The 19,859-nt window shown below is 70.9% G+C and carries 19 protein-coding genes; 4 read left to right on the top strand and 15 right to left on the bottom strand.

Annotation, left to right across the window (positions count from 1 at the left end; translation table 11 throughout):
* Positions 1-119: 119 nt before the first annotated feature.
* The 3 genes from ACIBCU_RS35800 to ACIBCU_RS35790 all read right to left on the bottom strand — a co-directional run bounded on the left by ACIBCU_RS35800 (position 120) and on the right by ACIBCU_RS35790 (position 5,078).
* Positions 120-3,830, bottom strand: a complete 3,711-nt coding sequence (locus tag ACIBCU_RS35800) for an AAA family ATPase (RefSeq protein ID WP_399236654.1) — start codon at positions 3,828-3,830, stop codon at positions 120-122.
* Between the two features lie 316 nt (positions 3,831-4,146).
* Positions 4,147-4,359, bottom strand: a complete 213-nt coding sequence (locus tag ACIBCU_RS35795; RefSeq protein ID WP_033304037.1) for a hypothetical protein — start codon at positions 4,357-4,359, stop codon at positions 4,147-4,149.
* A 437-nt stretch (positions 4,360-4,796) separates the two neighbouring features.
* The gene (locus ACIBCU_RS35790; protein ID WP_073745712.1) at positions 4,797-5,078 is read right to left on the bottom strand and encodes an acylphosphatase; all 282 of its coding nucleotides are present in this window, start codon (positions 5,076-5,078) and stop codon (positions 4,797-4,799) included.
* A gap of 157 nt (positions 5,079-5,235) precedes the next feature.
* Between ACIBCU_RS35790 and ACIBCU_RS35785 the strand changes: the two genes are divergently transcribed.
* A complete protein-coding gene (locus tag ACIBCU_RS35785; protein ID WP_399236651.1) occupies positions 5,236-6,174 on the top strand; it encodes a CAP domain-containing protein in 939 nt (312 codons plus the stop codon).
* A gap of 51 nt (positions 6,175-6,225) precedes the next feature.
* Here ACIBCU_RS35785 and mutM read toward each other — a convergent pair whose 3' ends face one another.
* The 9 genes from mutM to ACIBCU_RS35740 form a co-directional block, all read right to left on the bottom strand.
* Positions 6,226-7,083 carry a bifunctional DNA-formamidopyrimidine glycosylase/DNA-(apurinic or apyrimidinic site) lyase gene (mutM, locus tag ACIBCU_RS35780; RefSeq protein ID WP_362931457.1) on the bottom strand — a complete coding sequence of 286 codons (858 nt, stop codon included), beginning with the start codon at positions 7,081-7,083 and terminating at the stop codon, positions 6,226-6,228.
* Between the two features lie 76 nt (positions 7,084-7,159).
* On the bottom strand, positions 7,160-7,984 hold the full coding sequence (gene rnc, locus ACIBCU_RS35775) for a ribonuclease III (RefSeq protein ID WP_362931455.1): 825 nt from the start codon (positions 7,982-7,984) through the stop codon (positions 7,160-7,162).
* Between the two features lie 19 nt (positions 7,985-8,003).
* Positions 8,004-8,177, bottom strand: a complete 174-nt coding sequence (gene rpmF / locus ACIBCU_RS35770) for a 50S ribosomal protein L32 (RefSeq protein WP_003965982.1) — start codon at positions 8,175-8,177, stop codon at positions 8,004-8,006.
* A gap of 2 nt (positions 8,178-8,179) precedes the next feature.
* A complete protein-coding gene (locus tag ACIBCU_RS35765) occupies positions 8,180-8,845 on the bottom strand; it encodes a DUF177 domain-containing protein (protein WP_362931453.1) in 666 nt (221 codons plus the stop codon).
* Between the two features lie 138 nt (positions 8,846-8,983).
* Complete coding sequence (locus tag ACIBCU_RS35760; RefSeq protein ID WP_362931451.1) at positions 8,984-10,090, bottom strand: cell division initiation protein; 1,107 nt, start codon at positions 10,088-10,090, stop codon at positions 8,984-8,986.
* Positions 10,091-10,187: 97 nt separating this feature from the next.
* Positions 10,188-10,667, bottom strand: a complete 480-nt coding sequence (gene coaD / locus ACIBCU_RS35755) for a pantetheine-phosphate adenylyltransferase (protein ID WP_041667884.1) — start codon at positions 10,665-10,667, stop codon at positions 10,188-10,190.
* A gap of 26 nt (positions 10,668-10,693) precedes the next feature.
* On the bottom strand, positions 10,694-11,278 hold the full coding sequence (gene rsmD / locus ACIBCU_RS35750; protein WP_399236647.1) for a 16S rRNA (guanine(966)-N(2))-methyltransferase RsmD: 585 nt from the start codon (positions 11,276-11,278) through the stop codon (positions 10,694-10,696).
* An 89-nt stretch (positions 11,279-11,367) separates the two neighbouring features.
* The gene (gene recG / locus ACIBCU_RS35745; protein WP_399236645.1) at positions 11,368-13,587 is read right to left on the bottom strand and encodes an ATP-dependent DNA helicase RecG; all 2,220 of its coding nucleotides are present in this window, start codon (positions 13,585-13,587) and stop codon (positions 11,368-11,370) included.
* A gap of 51 nt (positions 13,588-13,638) precedes the next feature.
* Positions 13,639-15,261 (bottom strand): DAK2 domain-containing protein, encoded by a 1,623-nt coding sequence (locus ACIBCU_RS35740; RefSeq protein WP_399236643.1) that lies wholly within the window; start codon positions 15,259-15,261, stop codon positions 13,639-13,641.
* A 255-nt stretch (positions 15,262-15,516) separates the two neighbouring features.
* Here ACIBCU_RS35740 and rpmB point away from each other — a divergent pair, with 255 nt between their 5' ends.
* Positions 15,517-15,702, top strand: a complete 186-nt coding sequence (gene rpmB, locus ACIBCU_RS35735; protein WP_003965989.1) for a 50S ribosomal protein L28 — start codon at positions 15,517-15,519, stop codon at positions 15,700-15,702.
* Between the two features lie 80 nt (positions 15,703-15,782).
* Here the strand turns inward: rpmB and thiD are convergent, their stop codons facing one another.
* The gene (gene thiD / locus ACIBCU_RS35730; RefSeq protein ID WP_399236641.1) at positions 15,783-16,592 is read right to left on the bottom strand and encodes a bifunctional hydroxymethylpyrimidine kinase/phosphomethylpyrimidine kinase; all 810 of its coding nucleotides are present in this window, start codon (positions 16,590-16,592) and stop codon (positions 15,783-15,785) included.
* A 10-nt stretch (positions 16,593-16,602) separates the two neighbouring features.
* Positions 16,603-17,574: a thiamine-phosphate kinase gene (locus ACIBCU_RS35725; RefSeq protein WP_362931441.1), complete on the bottom strand. Its 972-nt coding sequence runs from the start codon at positions 17,572-17,574 to the stop codon at positions 16,603-16,605.
* A 320-nt stretch (positions 17,575-17,894) separates the two neighbouring features.
* On the opposite strand from ACIBCU_RS35725, the gene ACIBCU_RS35720 reads away from it, so the two are divergent.
* Together ACIBCU_RS35720 and ACIBCU_RS35715 are read left to right on the top strand one after the other, a co-directional pair.
* Positions 17,895-18,128: an Lrp/AsnC family transcriptional regulator gene (locus ACIBCU_RS35720; RefSeq protein ID WP_056791028.1), complete on the top strand. Its 234-nt coding sequence runs from the start codon at positions 17,895-17,897 to the stop codon at positions 18,126-18,128.
* A 20-nt stretch (positions 18,129-18,148) separates the two neighbouring features.
* The gene (locus tag ACIBCU_RS35715) at positions 18,149-18,637 is read left to right on the top strand and encodes a DUF3515 domain-containing protein (protein ID WP_362931439.1); all 489 of its coding nucleotides are present in this window, start codon (positions 18,149-18,151) and stop codon (positions 18,635-18,637) included.
* 32 nt (positions 18,638-18,669) lie between these two features.
* Here the strand turns inward: ACIBCU_RS35715 and ACIBCU_RS35710 are convergent, their stop codons facing one another.
* Positions 18,670-19,854: a D-alanine--D-alanine ligase family protein gene (locus ACIBCU_RS35710; protein WP_362931437.1), complete on the bottom strand. Its 1,185-nt coding sequence runs from the start codon at positions 19,852-19,854 to the stop codon at positions 18,670-18,672.
* Positions 19,855-19,859 lie beyond the last annotated feature (5 nt).

Genomic DNA, 19,859 nt, shown 5'->3' with positions numbered 1-19,859 from the left:
AGACCTGATCCGAGTGAAACAGTCCCTCGCAAGTACCCAGGAACACCCAAAAGGTGCGTTGAAGTGTTGAAGGTTAGGTAAAGGAGATGTGACTGCACGCCAGTCGGTGGACCGACGGCTCAGCGAAGCCGCTGGCTGATTACCTTGGAGACTCCGTCGCCCTGCATCGAGACCCCGTACAGCGCGTCGGCGACCTCCATCGTCCGTTTCTGGTGCGTGATGACGATGAGCTGGGAGCTCTCCTGGAGCTCCACCATGATCCGGATCAGACGCTGCAGATTGGTGTCGTCGAGCGCCGCCTCCACCTCGTCCATGACGTAGAACGGGCTCGGCCTGGCCTTGAAGATGGAGACCAGCAGGGCAACGGCCGTAAGGGATCGCTCGCCGCCGGACAGCAGGGAGAGCCGCTTGACCTTCTTGCCCGGAGGCCTGGCCTCGACGTCGAGACCGGTCGTCAGCATGTTGTCCGGGTCGGTGAGGATGAGACGGCCCTCGCCGCCCGGGAAGAGCCGGGAGAAGACGCCCTCGAACTCGCGTGCGGTGTCCCGGAACGCCTCCGTGAACACCTGCTCGACCCGCTCGTCGACCTCCTTGATCACCTGCATCAGATCGGCCCGGGTCTTCTTCAGGTCTTCGAGCTGCTCGGAGAGGAACTTGTGCCGTTCCTCCAGCGCCGAGAACTCCTCCAGGGCGAGAGGATTCACCTTCCCGAGTTGCTGATACGCCCGTTCGGCCGCCTTCAGGCGCTTCTCCTGCTCGGCCCTGACGAACGGCTTCGGCTGGTTGCGCGGGTCCTCCGGATCCGCCGGGAGCTCCTCGCCCTCCGCCGCGGGGGACGGCGGCACCAGCTGTTCGGGGCCGTACTCGGCGGCCAGGCCGGCCGGCTCGACGCCGAACTCCTCCAACGCCTTGGCCTCCACCTGCTCTATGCGCAGCCGCTTCTCGGCCCCGAGCACCTCGCCCCGGTGCACCGAGTCGGTGAGCCGGTCGAGCTCGCTCTTGAGGTCACGGCCGCGTCCGCGTTCGGCCGCCAGGTCCCGCTCGCGCTCGGCCTTCGCCGCCTCGGCCCGGGTCCGCTCCTCGTCCGCCCGTACGACCGAGACCTCGACGTGGGCGAGCAGCTGTCGGGCGCCCGACGCCACGGCTGCGGCCACGGCCGCCTCGTGGCGCAGCCGGGCACGGCGCTGCTCGGCACGGGTGCGCGCCTCGCGCTCGGCCCGGGCCCCGCGGTCGAGGGCGTCGGCCCGTCCGGCGAGCGCCTTGACCCGTTCCTCGTGCGTACGGGCTTGGAGGCGGGCCTCCATCTCGGTCTGGCGTGCGTTGGCCCCGTCGGCGGCGAGCCGGTCCCGTACGGAGGTGTCGGGCTCCTCCTCGACCGGGGTCTCCTCCGCGACCAGCAGCCGTTCCGCCAGCTCCTCGGCCTCCTCGGTGGCCCGCTCCAGCGCCTCCTGCGCCCGGGCGGCGGAGGCGGTCATCCGCTCGGCCTCGCCCGCGGCGCCACGGGCCTGCCCGGCCAGCCGCCCGAGCTGCTGCGCCACTCCCGACTTCTCCCGCTCGGCGGCCCGGCGCCGCTCCCCGAGCTCCTCCACGCGGGCGGCGCCCTCGCAGTGCCGTGCGGCCTCGGCCCGCTGGGCCGAGGCGAGTTCCTCGCAGCGCACGGAGAGCTCGGCGAGCTCGGCGGCGGCCTCGTCGACGGCCGCCTGGACCTCCAGCAGGCTGGGTGCCCCGGCGGATCCGCCGTGGGCGAAGTGGGTGCCCAGCACGTCGCCCTCGGCGGTGACGGCGGTCAGTCCGGGGTGGGCGGCGACCAGCTCCTCCGCGTCCTCCAGGGTGCCGACGACGACCATGTCGCGCACCAGCCGCCGCACGGCCGCCATCAGTTCGGCGGGCCCCCGCACCAGGCTCGCGACGGCGGGCGCGGCGGATTCCCCGGTGGCGACGGCCGGGCCGGCCGATGCCGCGCCGGAGACCGTGACGGTTGCGGGACCGTGCTCCGCCCCGGAAACCGTGGCGGCCGTGGGGCCGGAGGCCTGCCCGGGCACCTGGCCGGCGGGGCCGTCGACGGGCTCCTGCGGCTGCTCCGTACCCTGCGCGGGTACCTGCCCGCCCGCCGCTCCGCCCGTCACCAGCGCCGCGCGCCCCGCGTCCTGCTTACGCAGCAGACGGATCGCCTCCGCCGCGGTGGCCGGACCCGTCACCGCGACGGCGTCGGCGGCCGCGCCCAGGGCGGCGGCCACCGCGACCTCGTGCCCGGGGGCCACCGTGAGCAGCTCCGCGACCGGTCCGAGCAGCCCGGTGAGCCGGTCCCCCGCACCGAGCAGCGCCCCGGTGCCGTCCTTGCGACGGAGGCCCAGCGACAGTGCCTCGTGCCGGGCGGAGACCGCCGCGCGGCTGCGTTCGGCCGCGGTGACCGCCTCGCGCGCCGCGCTCAGGGCCGCCTCCGCCCCGGCGAGTTCCCGTTTGGCGGCCTCGTGCTGCTCCGCCAGCTCCGCGTCGCCCGCGTCCAGTCCCTCGACCTCGGCCTTGAGCTGCTCGTACTCCTCCTGGGCGGCGACCGCCCGCTCCTGCGCCTCGTCCCGCGACGCGGCCAGCCGGTCGATCTCGGCCTGAGCCGAACCCGCGCGGCTGCGGGCGGCGTTGACCTGCCCGGTGAGCCGGGCGAGCCCTTCCCGCCGGTCGGCGATGGCCCGGGCCGCGTCCCGGAGCCTGCGCTCCTCGGCGGCCAACTCCCGCTCCAGTTCGGCCCGGTGTGCGGTGGTGTCCTCCAGGGCGTGCTCGGCCGCTTCGAGCGCGGCCTCCAGCTCCGCCTCCTGCTCGCGGATCCGGGCGGCCTCACGCTCCATGTCCTCCGGGTCCCGCCCGCGCCGCTCCTCCTCAGGCGCGGCGGTGGCGCTCTTCACCCGGGCGTCGGCGAGCGAGATCGTGCCCCGCACGCGTTCGGCCAGCTGGGAGAGTTCGTACCAGGTCTGCTGGGCCCGCTGCAGCCGCGGCGCGAGCCGGCGTACCTCGTCCTCCAGGTCCGCCTCGCGGGCGAGCGCCGCCTTGAGCTCGGCTTCCGCCGCTTCCCTGCGCTGTTTGAGGGCGGCCTCGTCGGCGATCTCGCCCCGCAGCGCCTCCCGCAGCCTCACCAGGTCGTCGGCGAGCAGACGCAGGCGGGCGTCGCGCAGGTCGGCCTGGATGACAGCGGCCCGGCGGGCCACGGCTGCCTGCCGGCCCAGCGGTTTGAGTTGGCGCCGCAGTTCGTCGGTGAGGTCCTGGACGCGGGCGAGGTTGGCACCCATCGCCTCCAGCTTCCGCAGCGCCTTCTCCTTGCGCTTACGGTGCTTGAGCACACCCGCCGCCTCTTCGATGAAGGCGCGGCGCCCCGTCGGGTCGGCGTGCAGGACCGAGTCCAGCCGGCCCTGGCCGACGATGACGTGCATCTCGCGGCCGATACCGGAGTCCGAGAGGAGTTCCTGGATGTCGAGCAGCCGGCAGGTGTCGCCATTGATCTGGTATTCGCTGCCGCCGTTGCGGAACATGATCCGGGTGATCGTCACCTCGGCGTACTCGATGGGCAGCGCGCCATCGGAATTGTCGATGGTCAGCGACACTTCCGCACGGCCGAGAGGCGGCCTTCCCGTGGTGCCGGCGAAGATCACGTCTTCCATCTTGCCGCCGCGCAGGGATTTGGCCCCCTGCTCCCCCATGACCCAGGAGAGGGCGTCCACCACATTGGATTTGCCCGACCCGTTGGGGCCGACGACACAGGTGATCCCCGGTTCGAACCGCAGGGTCGTGGCGGAGGCGAACGATTTGAAACCACGGAGGGTCAGGGCCTTGAGGTGCACGCCGCCGGACTCTACCTTTCACTCTCGGTTTCGCTGATGAAGGTGCAGGGCACATCAGACGGTAAGCGAAGAGCGATAGGCCGACGACGGCCCGGGGGAAAGAAAGAAGGGACGCCGGAGCGTCCCTTGTAAATCCTGCACGGTACTGCTGTGCAGTCGTCCGAGCACAGTCTTGCGTAACGGATCGCTGGCGGACCGGATCACGAGCAGTCCTGCAGTCCTCGGTGTTCCAGGACGACGATCCGTGACGAAGACTTCGATGGTTGATCCCGAGCGGCTGGCGTGTGGCCCGACCGGCCCCGGCAGGGCCTTGGGGTCAGGTCAGCGCGGGCTCCGCCTGGGGTACGTCGATGTCGATGCTGTCGAGCAGCGACTCCTGGTGCTGGGCGGCGGCGTTGAGCGCGTCGTTCTCGTCCTGGATCCGTACGAGCTCGGATTCCAGGTCCTGGACGCGCTTCTGGAGCCGTCGCATCTCGGCGAGGAGTCGCGGATCGGAACCGCCGACGTAACCGAGAAGCGCCTTTGCCATGATGAAAGGTCCTCCACACTGAGTGACCGACCGATGCGGTGTGGGTCGTGAGGGAATCGCACCCGCGGTGCTCGGCAGCGCTGTGAATTCACTGCTGTTCTGCTGTCACCAGCTCTGCCGAACAGCTAAGGTGCGCGGGGTTTTCAGCGTCTCACCAAAAAGTTTGACGGTCAACACGATCACACGCCAGCGGGCCGGGTGTCCCGGGGGTGCGCGGCCTGACGATCATGCGGCGCGACTCTCCTGCGGGTTCCCGAAGGGTGTGGAGATCTTCGTCAATGCCGCAGCCTGGCACGGCGCGCCGCTCTTGGCAACCATGTCCAGGCGCCGGCCTCCTCCGCAGGTCATTTCGGGTGCGAGGTCTTCGCCCGCCCTCTGTTCACCGCTCGCCGTCGTCCGTGCGCACTGCGCGTCCGGCCCGCATTTCCCGGGCGGGATCAGCGGATCGCGAATCCCTCATATCCACCCCGCGGCGTGTCCCAGATCTCAGTGACTCCGTCCACGCGCCCGGGTGTGTCGTCGGAGCCGAGCCAGTCGAGCAGACGGTGGCAATTCTCACGCGGTCCTTCGGCCACCACCTGCACCCGGCCGTCGTCGAGATTGAGGGCGAAGCCGGTGAGGTTTCCGATCTCCAAAGCATTTGCCCTGGTGAACCAGCGGAACCCTACTTGCTGTACTCGGCCGCGTACCCATACGACGAGTCGTGCATCTTCGTTCATGCCCGAACGCTAACCGTCCAATTACTTCAAGGAGCACGCCGCCCCAATCCGCCATGGCGTAAGGTCCCCTCGCAATAGCCTCACCCGAACGGGTGAGTTTGATCTTTAATACGGTGACGTCGTGACGACGCCCCGGAGCACGAGGAAGGCACAGCGCATGGGACGGCATCGACGCGCAGGCGCGGCCCCCGCCGCTGAGCAGCACGCGGCCAACGCGGAGGACGGGCCCCGGGGCGCACGCCGGAAGAAGCGAGCCGGCATACCCGTACGCGCCGGGCTCCTCGGCGTGTCCGCGGCCGTGGCCCTCGGAGCGGTCGCCGTGGCCTCGGGCCTGCTGCCCGGCGGTGACAGCTACAGCGTGAGCGGAGGCGGGGCCGCCGACCAGGTCCACGCCGGAGGTGCTCCCGACCTGCTGACCCAGGGCGAGTCGTCCGCCGAGCCGACCGGCCGCACCTCCGCGTCCGCCGAGGCCGACCGGGGTTCCGGCCGTTCCGCCGCACCCTCGAAGTCCCCTTCGGCCACCCCGAGCGAGAAGCCGAGCAAGAAGCCGTCCGCCACCGCGACGAAGCCGGCGACGAAGGCTCCGGAGCGGACGAAGGCTCCCGCCCCGGAGCCGAAGAAGACCACGTCGTCCAGTCCCGCGGCCAAGAAGCCGGCCGCTCCGAAGACCTCGTCCGCCGCGCCGAGCCGCAAGGCCACCGCCCCGGCGAGCCCGTCCGCCACCACCGCTCAGGCCACCGTGCTCACGCTGGTCAACCAGGAGCGCGCGAAGGTCGGCTGCAGCCCGGTCACCACGAGCGCCTCGCTGACCGCGCTCGCCCAGGACTTCAGCGAGGACATGGCGGCCCGCGACTTCTTCGGCCACACCGACCCCGACGGAGCGACCCCCTGGGACCGTGCCGCCGCAGCGGGTGTGCAGAGTCTGGGCGGCGAGAACATCGCCCGGGGCCAGGCCGACGCACAGGCCGTGATGGACGCCTGGATGAACAGCGACGGCCACCGCGCAAACATTCTCAACTGCGATTACAAGACGCTGGGCGTGGGTGTCCACCTCGGCTCCGGCGGCCCCTGGTGGACGCAGGACTTCGGCTTCTGAGCCGTCCGCACCATCGCGGTGGCCGCGATGGTGCGGGGACGGCCGGTCGCGTCAGGAGATCCGCGGCGGACGCTGGCAGCGCGGGCAGAAGTAGCTGGAGCGGTTCATCCACGGCCGTCGGCGCATCGGCGTACCGCAGCGGTGGCAGGGTTCGTCCTCGCGTCCGTAGGCGTCCAGCGACCGGTCGAAGTAACCGGACTCGCCGTTCACATTGACGTACAGGCTGTCGAAACTGGTGCCGCCCTGGTCGAGGGCCTCCCGCATCACGTCCCGGACGTGCCCGAGCAGCTCCGCCGTCCTGGGGCGGGTCAGGGTCGCGGTCGGCCGCTCGTAGTGCAGCCGACTGCGCCAGAGCGCCTCGTCGGCGTAGATGTTGCCCACGCCGCTGATCAGTGACTGGTCGAGCAGGGCACGCTTGACCGTCGTACGGCGCAGGCGCAGCGCCAGATGGAAGGCGGTGTCGTCGAAGGCCGGGTCGAGGGGGTCGCGCGCGATGTGCGCGATCACGTCGGGCAGGCCGTCGGGGGTGTTGTCGTGCAGCGAGAGCCCGCCGAAGGTCCGCTGGTCGACGAAGCGCAGCTCGGTGCCGAGCGCGTCGTCGAAGCGGATCCTGATCCGCAGGTGCTTCTCGTCGGCGGCCTCCTCAGGCTGCACGAGCAGCTGACCGCTCATGCCGAGGTGGCCCAGGAGTGAGGACTCCACCTCGTCGAGCGGGACCCAGAGGTATTTGCCGCGGCGCATCGCGGGGCCGAAGCGCAGACCACGGAGCCGTGCCGCGAAGTCCGGGCCGCCCGCGAGGTGCCGGCGCACCGCACGCGGGTGCAGCACCTCGACGTCCTCGACGGTGCGCCCGGCGGTCCAGCGCTCCAGACCCCGGCGCACGACTTCGACCTCGGGCAGTTCGGGCACGGTGACTCCTTCGGCACAGGGGGGAAGACAGCGAGAGCCCCCCGGTGCACAAGGCACCGGGGGGCTCTCGGACGGTTCAGGCCGGAGCCGCGTCCGAGTGCGGCGACGGGTCGGCAGGGATGTCGGCGATCCCTCCGTCGGCTGCGACCTTGGCCGCAGCCTCCCCGCGTGCCTCCGCGGCGGCGCTGATCTCACGCCAGGCGGACTCGGCAGCCTGCTGCTCCGCTTCCTTCTTGCTACGGCCGGTGCCGGTGCCGTACGAGACACCACCGACGCGAGCGGCAGCAGTGAAGGTCTTCTCGTGATCGGGGCCGGTCTCCGTGACGAGGTACTCGGGGACTCCGAGGCTCTCGCTCGCGGTGAGCTCCTGGAGACTGGTCTTCCAGTCCAGGCCGGCTCCGAGGTTGGAGGACCTGTCGATCAGCGGGTCGAAGAGCCGGTGGACCAGCTCCGAGGCCGCGCTGAGGCCCTGGTCGAGATAGACGGCGCCGATCACCGCTTCAAGAGTGTCGGCGAGGATGGAAGCCTTGTCCCGGCCACCCGTGCCCTCTTCACCACGGCCGAGCCGGATGAAGGAGCCGAGTTCGAGGCCGCGGCCCACTTCCGCAAGTGCACGCGAGTTGACCACCGCGGCCCGCAACTTGGCCAGCTGGCCTTCGGGCAGGTCGGGGTGGGTGCGGTACAGCGTGTCCGTGACCACCAGACCGAGCACGGAGTCCCCGAGGAACTCCAGCCGCTCGTTGGTGGGCAGACCGCCGTTCTCGTACGCGTACGAGCGATGGGTCAGCGCACGCACCAGAAGGGCGGACTCGAGGTGATACCCGAGCCGCCCTTCCAGAAGCGTGTGGGACGAGGCTGTGTTGATGTTGTCTGTCTTCTTGGAGCTGGACAACTCAGACATCGGGCCTCTCACCAGCCGCTCAGACCTCGAGGACCTGGCGCTTGTTGTAGGTGCCGCAGCTCGGGCACGCAATGTGCTGGAGCTTCGGCTCCTGGCAACGCTCGCACGAAACCAGGGTGGGGACCGCAGCCTTCCACTGCGACCGGCGGTGGCGCGTGTTGCTGCGCGACATCTTCCGCTTCGGAACAGCCACGGCTACTTCTCCTGCTTCTCGTCGACGCCCGGTTCGGCGCCGCCCATGTTGTCCTTCTCGCCGTCCTGAACGGTCTCGGCGAGTCCTTGCAGTGCCGCCCAACGGATGTCGACGGCATCGTGGTGGTGGTCCGGATTCTCGTCCAGCCTGATTCCGCACTCGGAACACAGACCGGCACAGGTCTCCTTGCACACCGGCTGCAGCGGCAGTGCGAGCACCACCGCGTCACGCAGCACAGGCTCGAGGTCGAACGAGTCGTCCTCGAGAAAGAACCTGTCCTCGTCGTCCTCGGCGTCGTCGACCGGGTCCGCGGTCCTGCTGCGGTTCCGGTCATCGGCGTCAGGGTACGAGAACATCTCCTGGAAGTCCGCTTCGACCTCGAGGGCCAGCGGCTCCAGACACCTTACGCACTCCCCCTCGGCCGTCGCACGGGCGGTGCCTGTGACGAGCACCCCTTCCATGACCGATTCGAGGCGGAGGTCCAGCGCCAGAGGCGCGTTCTCCTGCACACCGATGACCCCGTCGATACCGAGGTCCTTCGGAGCTTCCACCGTGCGGGTCAGCCGTTTCATGGCACCAGGACGCCGGCCCAGCTCGCGCGTATCGAACACGAGAAGGCTGCGGTGGTCGAGGTGGCCGTTCAGGGCTTTTCCTGCTTTCGAGATCATGTGCGTGGTGCGGCTTCGGGAGGGCCACCCCTTGTCCTGACGGAAAGAGGGCAGCCGGGATCGCGGACATACACGCGACCGAAGAGCCAGGATACTGGACGTACCGCCCAGCTCCCAATCCGGTACGCCCCGCTCCGGTCAGCGGCCCTGTTCGTAGCGTCGCAGCTGTTCCAGGTCGATCATGCTGGTGTCGAAGAGGCTGGTCTCGTCGAGCGCGCTCTCGCCCTGCTGCACGGGCACCTGGCCCTGCTGCGGCCAGTACTCCTGCTGCTGGTTCGGGTCGTACGGCTGCTGCTGGTAGGCGCCGTACGGGTCCTGCTGCTGGTAGCCGTAGCCGTCCTGGACCTGCTGGTCCTGGTAGCCGTACGTCTGCGCGTACTGCGGCTCGGGCTGCCCCTGGGCCGGGAAGCCGGTCCGCGCGGGGTCCTGGTAGTCGGCGACCGGCGTGTAGTCCGGCTGTGCGGGCTCGGCGTAGGGCGGCTGCTGGGGGCTCTGCCGCGGCTCGGGGGTGGCGAGCTCGGCAAGGCCCGCCCAGTGGTCCTCGTCGCTGGTGTGCAGGTGGCCACCCGCCGCGTCCTGGGCGGCCATGTGCGCGCCGAGCTCGTCGGTGGCGACCCGGCCGTGCAGCTTCTGGCGGCCCCGGCCGACGGCCTCCAGGGTCTTGGCGAGCACGGCCTCGAAGGCGCCGAGCTTGGTGTCCACGTAGTCGTCGGCACGGCGGCGGAGCGTCTCGGGGTCGGCGCTGCGCTCGGGAGCCTCGGCGAAGTCGGGGTCCTCGTAGCCCTGCTCGTCGAGGCCTTCGCTCCGGCCCAGGAGCTTCTCGCGGCCCCGGTCGACGGAGCCGATGGTCTTGGTGAGGACGACCTCGAAGTTGGCGAGCTTGCTGTCGACGTACTCGTCGGCCTCGCCGCGGACCTCGTCGGCCTCCCTGCGGGCCTCGGACAGGATGCGGTCCGCCTCGGCCTGGGACCGCTGGGCGATCTCGGTGCCGGAGATCAGCGAACCGCGCTCCGCGCGGGCCGACTCGATGATCCGCTCGGCCTCCTGCCGGGCCTGCTCGACGAGCTGCTCACGGCCGCCGATGAGCTCCTCGGCGTGGGCCAGCGAACCGGGCAGGGCCTCGCGGACCTCCTCCAGCATCGCGAGCAGTTCGGCCCGGTTGACCACGCAGGACGCCGACATGGGCATGGAGCGGGCGTTCCCGACCGTTTCGACGATCTCGTCGAGCTTCTTCTGCACGTCCACCGTGTGCTCGCCACTCTCTGCTGCTGTTGGAGACGGACGGGACGACTGTAAGGCCAGTCGCCTCCCGTCCGACACCTGGTGACGGTCGGTCAGCGCATCACTTCTCGCCGAGACGCTTCACGAGGGCCTCGTGGACCGTCGGCGGCAGCAGGTGAGCCACGTCGCCACCCCAGGTGGCGACCTCCTTGACCAGGGAGGACGAAAGGAAGCTGTAGGTCGGGTTCGTCGGCACGAAGAGCGTCTCGACCCCCGAGAGGCCGTTGTTCATCTGGGCCATCTGCAGCTCGTAGTCGAAGTCGCTGACGGCCCGCAGGCCCTTCACGATCGCCGGGATGTCGCGCTGCTTGCAGAAGTCGACCAGCAGGCCGTGGAAGGACTCGACCTCCACGTTGCCGAAGTCCGCCGTGACCTCGCGGATCAGCTCGATCCGCTCGTCGACGGTGAACAGGCCCTTCTTGGACTGGTTGATCATCACGGCGACGTGCACGACGTCGTACAGCTTCGAGGCTCGTCCGATGATGTCGAGATGTCCGTTGGTGATGGGGTCGAACGACCCCGGACAGACGGCGCGGCGCAACGTGGTTCCCTCGCTCTCCGGTGCGGTCATCGTGCGTCTTCGCACGTAGAGGCGGCGCGACCGTACCAAAACGTCGCTTCGCCGTAACGACGCGCCCGCTGTGGTTCGAATCCGCCGGGCCAGTTGAATTCCCCGCCCCTGGTGCTCCGTTCCACCGTGACGAGAGCATCGTCCGTGAGCCACCCCTGAGCACGGAGTGTGAGCAGGATCTCCCGAAGATCGTCGTCGGTGACGGCGTACGGCGGATCGAGGAAAACCACGTCGTACGGGTCCGAGGGTGCCGGTCCCGCCACGATCTGTTCGGCTTTGCCCGCACGGAATTCGGCGCCGGGCAGGCCGAGGGAGCGGATGTTGTCGCGGACGGTGCGCGCGGCCTTGGCGTCGGCCTCCACGAGCAGCGCGTGGACCGCCCCGCGCGAGAGCGCCTCCAGGCCCACCGCGCCGGAGCCCGCGTAGAGATCGGCGACACGGACGCCGTCGAGGGTGCCCAGGAGCGCTTCCCAGGTGGAGAACAGGGCCTCGCGCGCACGGTCGGAGGTGGGGCGGGTGCCGGTGCCGGGCGGGACGGCCAGGCGGCGTCCGCCGGCCGAGCCGGCGATCACGCGGGTCATGGGTGTCTGTTCCTCGGGTCGCGGGCGGCACACAGGACGGAACGTGTGCCGTGCTCCCCACGATATGGCGTCGCCGGAAATCCGCCCGGTCACCCCTTGTCGAGGTACGCCTCCCGGTCCTTGTCGAGCAGGGCGTCCAGCGCCGTGCGCAGCTCCGGCAGGCGTTCGAGCCCGGGGTCGTCCGCGACGACGCGGACGGCCTCCTCGCGGGCGGCCTCGATGACCTCCTCGTCGTCGATGACGCTGAGCACCCGCAGGGAGGAGCGGACACCGGACTGGGCCTGTCCGAGGACGTCGCCCTCGCGCCGCTGTTCGAGGTCGATGCGGGAGAGCTCGAAGCCGTCGAGGGTGGCGGCGACCGCGGAGAGCCTGGCCCGGGCGGGGCTCGCCTCATGGGCCTCGCTGACCAGCAGACAGAGGCCGGGGGCGCTGCCGCGTCCGACGCGGCCCCTGAGCTGGTGCAGCTGGGACACCCCGAAACGGTCCGCGTCCATGATCACCATCGCGGTGGCGTTGGGGACGTTCACCCCGACCTCGATGACGGTGGTGGCGACCAGGACGTCGGCCTGGCCGGCGGCGAACCGGCGCATGACGTCGTCCTTGTCGTCGGGCGGCATCCTGCCGTGGAGGACCTCGACGCGCAGGCCGGCCAGCGGGCCCTTGGCGAGCTGGTCGGCGATGTCCAGCACGGCGAGCGGCGGCCGCTTCTCCGCGTCGTCCTCGGGGGCGGCCTTCTTCTTCCCCTTCTTCTTCCCGGCCTCGTCGGCGTCGTCCCCGATGCGGGGGCAGACCACGTACGCCTGGTGGCCGTTCTCCACCTCCTCGCGGACGCGTTCCCAGGCGCGGCTGAGAAAGTGCGGCTTGTCCTTGGCGGGGACGACATGGCTGGCGATCGGCGAACGGCCGGCGGGGAGCTGGTCCAGGACGGAGGTCTCCAGGTCGCCGAAGACGGTCATCGCGACCGTACGGGGAATGGGGGTGGCCGTCATGACGAGCAGGTGGGGCGGCTGCTTGCCCTTGGAACGCAGCGCGTCGCGCTGTTCCACGCCGAAGCGGTGCTGTTCGTCGACGACGACCAGGCCGAGGTCGTGGAACTGGACCTTGTCCTCGATCAGCGCGTGGGTGCCGATGACGATCCCGGCCTCGCCCGTGACGAGGTCGAGCAGCGCCTGGCGGCGGGCCGCCGTGCCCATGGAGCCGGTGAGCAGGACGACCTTCGTGCCGAGGTCGGACCCGCCGAGCATCCCGCCTTCGGCCAGCTCGCCCATCATCTCGGTGACGGACCGGTGGTGCTGCTGGGCGAGCACCTCGGTGGGGGCGAGCATCGCGGCCTGGCCGCCCGCGTCGACGACGGTGAGCATCGCGCGCAGGGCGACCATCGTCTTCCCCGAGCCCACCTCGCCCTGCAGCAGCCGGTGCATCGGGTGTTCCGTCGCCAGGTCGCCGAAGATCTCTCCGGTGACCTTCTGCTGGCCCTCGGTGAGCGTGAAGGGCAGCTTGGCGTCGAAGGCGTCGAGCAGACCGCCGGAAACGGGTCTGCGGGCCACCGCGGGAAGCTGGGTGTCGGCGTAGCGGCGGCGGGCGAGCGCGACCTGGAGGACGAAGGCCTCGTCCCAGCGCAGCCGGTCCCGCGCGGCCGCGATGTCCGCCTTGGTGTGCGGGCGGTGGATCCTGAGCAGAGCCTCGGGCAGGGGGACGAAGCCGCGCCCTTCGCGCAGCGCCGGGGGCAGCGGGTCCACCGCCTCCTGCGCGCTGGGCAGGACCGTGTCGACGGCCTTGGCGATCCGCCAGGAGTCGAGCTGCTTGCAGGCCGGGTAGATCGGCAGCAGCTGCCCGGCGAAGGCGTCGACGGCCTCGGTCACATCGGCCGGGTCGTCATCGTGCCTCGCGTCCAGGAGCTGGTACGTCGGGTGGGCCAGCTGCATCTTCCTGTTGAAGACGGAGACCTTGCCCGCGAACATCGCCCGCCGGCCGGGCAGGAGCTCCTTGTGGGGCTTGTGGACGCCGTGTCCGAAGAAGACCAGCTGGAGGCGGCCGCTGCCGTCGGTGAGGGTGACCTCCAGCCGCTTGCCGCGGCCGTTGTTGAACATCATGATCCGCGCGTCGGCGACCTGGGCGACGACCGTCACATGCTCGTCGAGCGGGAGTTCGGTGAGCGCCGTGAGGCGGCCCCGCTCCTCGTAGCGCCGCGGGTAGTGGTGCAGCAGATCACCGACCGTGTGCAGGTCGAGGTGTTCGGCCATCACCTTCGCGGTGGCTCCGCCGAGCAGCTTCTTCAGGGGTTCATCGAAAGCGGACACGCGGTCCATTGCACACCACGCCACTGACAGATGTCTCCGTGCGCCGCCCCGCTCGACGTGTCACTCGACGCCGATGAGCAGGGGCGCCGCCTGGTGGCCGCCCCGGTAGACGACCGTGTCGACGGCGAGGTAGCCCTCGCGGACGTGTTCGCTCAGCTCGTCGGCGAGGTCGTCGGGCACGTCCTCCCCCAGGATCAGCGTGACGAGTTCGCCGCCCGCCGACAGCATCCGGTCCAGGACCGTGCGGGCCGTGCCCGGGACGTCCTCACCGATGACGGCGACGTCCCCGTCGATCAGGCCGAGGATGTCGCCGGCCTGACAGATGCCCGCCATGGTCCACGACTGCCGTTCGGCGACGGCCAGTTCGGCGTACCTGGTGGCGCCGGCCGCCGACGTCATCGCGACGACGTCCTCGTCGAAGCTGCGGCCGGGTTCATGGACGGCGAGCGCGGCGATGCCCTGGACCGCGGCGCGGGTGGGGACCAGAGCGACGCGGATGCCCTCGCCCCTGGCCTGTTCGGCGGCGGCGGCGGCGGTGTGACGCAGCTGTGCGTCGTTCGGCAGCAGGACCACCTCCCGGGCGTGCGCCCGGCGGATGGCGTCGACCAGTTCGCCGCTGGCGGGCGGCTCGCCGGGACGTGCCAGCACGGTGGTCGCCCCGGCCTCGGCGCACAGGCCGGAGAGCCCGTCGCCGGGTACGACCACGACGACCGCGCGCTGGGCGGGTTCACGGTGGGCCGAACCCCGGTCGGCGGCGAAGTGGGTGATCCGGATCCGGTAGGGCCGGCCGGCCTCGACCCCGGCCTCGACGGCCGCCCCCGCGTCGTCGACATGGACGTGGACGTTCCACAGGCCGTCGCCGCCGACCACGACGAGTGAGTCCCCCAGGGCGTCCAGCCGGCTCCGCAGCCGGGCGACCGCGTCGTCGGGGGCCTCCAACAGATAGATGACCTCGAAGGCCGGCCCGCTGTCCGGGCCCGCCTCCGCACAGTCACCGGTCAGCGGAAGGACGTCGGGGGCGGGTGTGACGGCGCGCTCCCGGACACGTCCGCCGACCGCTTCCAGCAGTGCGCCGAGCACGGTCACCAGGCCCTGCCCGCCGGCGTCGACGACGCCCGCACGGCCGAGGACGGCGAGCTGGCCGGGGGTGGCTGCCAGGGCGGTGCGCGCCCCTTCGTACGCTGCCTCGGCCACCTCGGTGAGCCGGGCGCTCCCGCCTGTTGCCCCGGCCGCCTCGGCGGCTGCTGTGGCGACCGTGAGCACCGTGCCCTCGACGGGATGGGCCACGGCCAGCCGCGCCGCCGCGGCGGCCTCCGCCAGCGCGGTCCGCAGGTGACGGGCGTCACCCGACTCGGACAGGACGGAGGCCATGCCGCGCAGCAGCTGGGCCAGGATGGTCCCCGAATTGCCCCGGGCCCCGATCAGCGCGCCGTGCGCCATGGCCCGCACCGCGTCGGCGGGGCCGGGCACGGTGGAACCGGTCTCATGGGCGGCGAAGACCGCCTCGACGGCCGCGGCCGCCGACTCGACGGTGAGATAGAGGTTGGTGCCGGTGTCCCCGTCGGCGACGGGGTAGACGTTGATGGCGTCGATGGCTGCCCGCTCCCGTCCCAGGGCCTCCAGGGCCAGTGAGCACCAGGTGCGCACCGCGACGGCGTCCAGATCGTCGGGGGACTGCGGCACCGTTGGTCCTCCTTGGGGCGGCCGTGGGGGGCTGGCTGCACCGCAGAGTAGTCCTCGTGCGCAGGCCCGGCGGGCAGAGGTGCGGGACGGAGTGCCCGGGGAGCCGTGGTAGTTTCGTATCTCCGACGCAGCCGTTGTATGCTGCTCCGGTTGCCCGACGAGAGTCGGGACATTCCTCCGGTACCGCCACTTCAGTAAAATGATTCCGGCGCGCCGGAATTCACTGTAAGTGCATCTGAAGTTTTGGAGTGACCCGTGGCTGCCAACTGCGACGTTTGCGGCAAGGGGCCGAGCTTCGGCAACAGCATTTCGCACTCGCACCGCCGTACGTCCCGTCGCTGGAATCCCAACATCCAGCGCGTGCGTGCCGTGGTCGGGCGGACGCCGAAGCGGCTCAACGTCTGCACCTCGTGCATCAAGGCCGGCAAGGTCGCGCGCTGACGTCCCCGTCGTAGCGCAGCCTTCCGGTTGCCCAAAAAGCCGGTCCACCTCGGTGGACCGGCTTTTTGCTGTGCTCTGCTTCAGCGGGCCGGGCGTACGAGCCAGCCGTGATCGACGGGGCCGATCCCGCCGCCCAGCGCGAAGCCGGCCCGGATCGCGCCGGTGACGTACTCCTTCGCGCCCCGCACGGCGGCCGGGACGTCCTGGCCGCGGGCGAGTCCGCAGGCGATGGCGGAGGCGAGGGTGCAGCCCGTGCCGTGGGTGTGCCGGTTGTCGAGCCTCGGGGCGCGCAGCCAGTGCTCCTCGCTGCCGTCCGTCAGCAGGTCCACGGCCTCGCCGGGCAGATGGCCGCCCTTGATCACCACCCAGCGCGGTCCGTACGCGAGGATCGCGGCGGCGGCCCTGCGCATCCCCGGTTCGTCGGTGACGGTGACGCCGGTGAGCTGGGCCACCTCGTCGAGGTTCGGGGTGGCGACGGTGGCGACGGGCAGCAGCTTCGTGCGTACGGAGTCGAGGGCTTCGGCCGCCAGCAGCGGGTCCCCGTGCTTGGAGACCCCGACGGGGTCGACGACGACGGGTGCGCCGGTCCCCGCGAGGAGTTCCGCGACGGTGTCGACGAGCACGGCCGAGGACAGCATGCCGGTCTTCACCGCCTGGACGCCGATGTCGTCGACGACGCTGCGGTACTGGGCGCGTACGGCGTCCGCCGGCAGCTCCCAGGCTCCCTGCACGCCCAGCGAGTTCTGGGCGGTCACCGCGGTCAGCACGCTCATCCCGTGGGTGCCGAGAGCCAGCATCGTCTTGAGGTCGGCCTGGATGCCCGCACCGCCGCCGGAGTCGGATCCGGCGACGGTGAGGACACGGGGCGGTACCGGGGCAGGTGCGGTCATGCCCCGGAATCTACTGGGCGTCCTCGATGGATCCGAAATGGTCCCAGCCGCCCTTGCTCGTCCAGGGCGCTCCGTCGACGGTGACCTGGGGAAGCGCCGACGGGTTGAGGACCTCTCCGATGACCTTCCAGCGCGCGGGGAGCTTCACATCGGCGGGGAACGTCGCCACGATCGCGTGGTCCTCTCCCCCGGTCAGCACCCACTGCAGGGGGTCGACCCCGACGGCCTGCCCGATGTCGGACATCTGCGAGGGAATGTCGATGAGACCGGACCGCAGGTCTATACGGACCTTGCTGGCCTCGGCGATGTGCCCGAGGTCGGCGACGAGTCCGTCGCTGACGTCGGTCATGGCCGTGGCGCCGAGCCCGGCGGCCGCGGGGCCCGCGTGGTACGGCGGTTCGGGGCGCCGGTGCGCCTCGACGAAGGCGCGCGGCGAGCGGAACCCCCGGGAGAGCACGGCGAATCCGGCAGCGGACCAGCCGAGCCACCCGGTGACGGCGACGACGTCGCCGGGCCGGGCGCCGGCCCGGGTGACGGGTTCGTGGTTGCGCAGGTCGCCGAGCGCGGTGATCGCGACGGTGATGGTGTCGCCCCCGACGACGTCGCCGCCGACGACGGCCGCACCGGCGACCTGGCACTCGTCACGCAGTCCGTCCATGAGCTCGGCGGCCCAGGTGACCGGCAGGTCGGCCGGTACGACGAGACCGAGCAGCAGCGCCGTGGGCACGGCGCCCATGGCGGCGATGTCGGCGAGGTTCTGGGCGGCGGCCTTGCGGCCGACGTCGTACGCCGTCGACCAGTCGCGGCGGAAGTGCCGCCCTTCCAGCAGGATGTCCGTACTGGCCACGACCCTGCGGTCGGGAGCGGCCACGACCGCGGCGTCGTCGCCGGGTCCCAGCCGTACCGCCGGAGTGGTGGTGAGCCGGGACGTGAGCTCTCTGATGAGCCCGAACTCCCCCAACTCGCCCACGGTTCCCTTCACCGAGTCTCACCTCTCATCTATCGCACCGGACACCTGTCCGGGCTGCTTCAGCGGCCGGAGGTCCGGACCGTGGGCGGACGGCCCACGGGATCCGGTGGCTCCGGGGCGTACGGGCGTCACTGTCGCCCTTCCGCACCGGTGGGCTTGCGGTCGCGAGCCCCAACGGCTGTCGGTACCGTCAAGAGATACGTCAACTTCTGTGGTGCGTGCGCCACGCTGTGGGCGTCAACCGGCCCGTAGGTCTCCCCCCGGCCCGGGGCAACGCGATAACGTGGCGTCCCTTTCCCCCACATGATCCTCGTGGCCGCCCTGGAGGTTCCGTGGTACAGGCGTACATCCTCATCCAGACCGAGGTGGGCAAGGCGTCGATCGTCGCCGAGACCATCGCAAAGCTCCCGGGAGTGATCCAGGCAGAGGACGTCACAGGCCCCTACGACGTGATCGTGCGCGCGCAGGCCGACACGGTCGACGCCCTCGGCCGCATGGTGGTCGCCAAGGTCCAGCAGGTGGACGGCATCACACGCACCCTGACCTGCCCGGTCGTCCACCTCTGACCCCTGTCTACGCTGGTCCGGTGACTCACACCCGCCGCCGGTCCCCCCGTTCCCTTGTACTCGCCCCGTCCGCCGCCCTGTGCGTGCTCGCCGTGGCGGGCTGTTCCGGCGGTGGTGACCAGCCCTCGGTGGCGGTTCCCACGCCGTCGTCGGAGGCCGCCGGGTACTGCGAGGAACTGCACAAGGAGCTGCCGGAAACCGTCGACGATCTGGAGCGGAGTGATCCCTCACCGGATTCGGACCTGACCGCCGGCTGGGGGGACGGGGCGATCGTACTGCGCTGCGGTGTCCCCCGGCCCGCGAGGATGGATGATTCCCAGTCGAAGGCGGTCGACGCGGACGGCGTCAACTGGCTGCTGGAGCAGCCCGATGACGCCGGCCCTCGGTTCACGACCACCTACCGCAAGGCGTATGTCGAGGTGACGCTCGGGACGGAGTACGCCCACGACATCACCCCGTTGTCCGCGTTCGCCGTGCCCGTGAAGAAGACGGTCCCCGACAGTCTCTGAGGGCTGTCCCGTGCGGGACAGCCCTCGACGGCTCAGCGCAGGCCGGTGGAGCGGTTCAGCGCGGAGGTGATCAGCCGGTCGACCAGCTCCGGGTACTCCACACCGCTCGCCTGCCACATGCGGGGGAACATGGAGATCGGGGTGAAGCCCGGCATGGTGTTGATCTCGTTGATGACGAACGTGCCGTCCTCGGTGAGGAAGAAGTCGGCGCGCACGAGGCCCTCGCAGGAGGCCGCCTCGAATGCCTCGACGGCGAGCCGCCGCACCTCGGCGGTCTGCTCCTCGGTGAGCGGTGCGGGCACCAGGCCGGCCGCCGAGTCGATGTACTTGGCCTCGAAGTCGTAGAAGTCGTGCGCGGTGACGGGCGGGATCTCGGCGGGCACGCTGGCGCGCGGTCCGTCCTCGAACTCCAGCACGCCGCATTCGATCTCCCGGCCGCGCAGCAGGGACTCCACGAGGAACTTGGGGTCGTGCCGGCGGGCCTCCTCGATCGCCTCGTCGAGCCCGGCCGCGTCGTCGACCTTCGTGATGCCCATGGAGGAGCCGCCGCGGGCGGGCTTGATGAAGAGCGGCCAGCCGTGCTCGGCCGCGAACTCCATGATGCGCTTGCGGGCGGCGGGGCGGTCCGACTCCCACTCCCGGGGCCGGACGACCTCGTACGGGCCGACCGGCAGCCCGAAGGAGGTGAACACCCGCTTCATGTACTCCTTGTCCTGGCCGACGGCCGAGGACAGCACACCGGCGCCGACGTAGGGGACGCCGGAGAGCTCCAGGAGCCCCTGGAGCGTGCCGTCCTCGCCGTAGGGGCCGTGCAGCATGGGGAAGACGACGTCGACCTCGCCCAGGACCGTGGGCACCGCACCGGGTTCGCTGACGACGACGTCACGGTTGCCGGGGTCGACGGAGAGCGTCACCGCGCCCTGCGTGGAGTCGGCCAGCTGGTCCACGTCGGGCACCTGCCGGTCCGTGATGGCCATGCGGGCCGGGTCGTCGGACGTGAGGGCCCAACGTCCGTCCCTCGTGATGCCGATCGGCAGGACGTCGTACTTCGTCCGGTCGATGGCGCTCATGATGGCACCGGCCGTGACGACCGAGATGCCGTGTTCGGAGCTGCGGCCGCCGAACACGACGGCCACGCGCGGCTTGCGGCCCGGCTCGGAGCTCTGCTCGGAGCTCAGCGGGCTCTCAGGGCTCTGGGGGAGGTTCTGGCTGCTCATATCGC

It is taken from the genome of Streptomyces sp. NPDC051064, assembly GCF_044455985.1.
In the GTDB taxonomy this organism is placed as follows: Bacteria; Actinomycetota; Actinomycetes; order Streptomycetales; family Streptomycetaceae; genus Streptomyces.
The sequence above is the reverse complement of the archived record's forward strand: the minus strand, read 5'-3'. Positions and strand labels throughout refer to the sequence as shown.

Bases quoted from the DNA above. Each gene is read 5' to 3' on its own strand.
- rnc (WP_362931455.1), bottom strand. From the start codon at position 7,984: ATGTCTGAGTTGTCCAGCTCCAAGAAGACAGACAACATCAACACAGCC.
- ACIBCU_RS35765 (WP_362931453.1), bottom strand. From the start codon at position 8,845: ATGATCTCGAAAGCAGGAAAAGCCCTGAACGGCCACCTCGACCACCGC.
- recG (WP_399236645.1), bottom strand. From the start codon at position 13,587: ATGGACCGCGTGTCCGCTTTCGATGAACCCCTGAAGAAGCTGCTCGGC.
- rsmD (WP_399236647.1), bottom strand. From the start codon at position 11,278: ATGACCCGCGTGATCGCCGGCTCGGCCGGCGGACGCCGCCTGGCCGTC.
- ACIBCU_RS35710 (WP_362931437.1), bottom strand. From the start codon at position 19,854: ATGAGCAGCCAGAACCTCCCCCAGAGCCCTGAGAGCCCGCTGAGCTCC.
- ACIBCU_RS35785 (WP_399236651.1), top strand. From the start codon at position 5,236: ATGGGACGGCATCGACGCGCAGGCGCGGCCCCCGCCGCTGAGCAGCAC.
- thiD (WP_399236641.1), bottom strand. From the start codon at position 16,592: ATGACCGCACCTGCCCCGGTACCGCCCCGTGTCCTCACCGTCGCCGGA.
- ACIBCU_RS35790 (WP_073745712.1), bottom strand. From the start codon at position 5,078: ATGAACGAAGATGCACGACTCGTCGTATGGGTACGCGGCCGAGTACAG.
- ACIBCU_RS35795 (WP_033304037.1), bottom strand. From the start codon at position 4,359: ATGGCAAAGGCGCTTCTCGGTTACGTCGGCGGTTCCGATCCGCGACTC.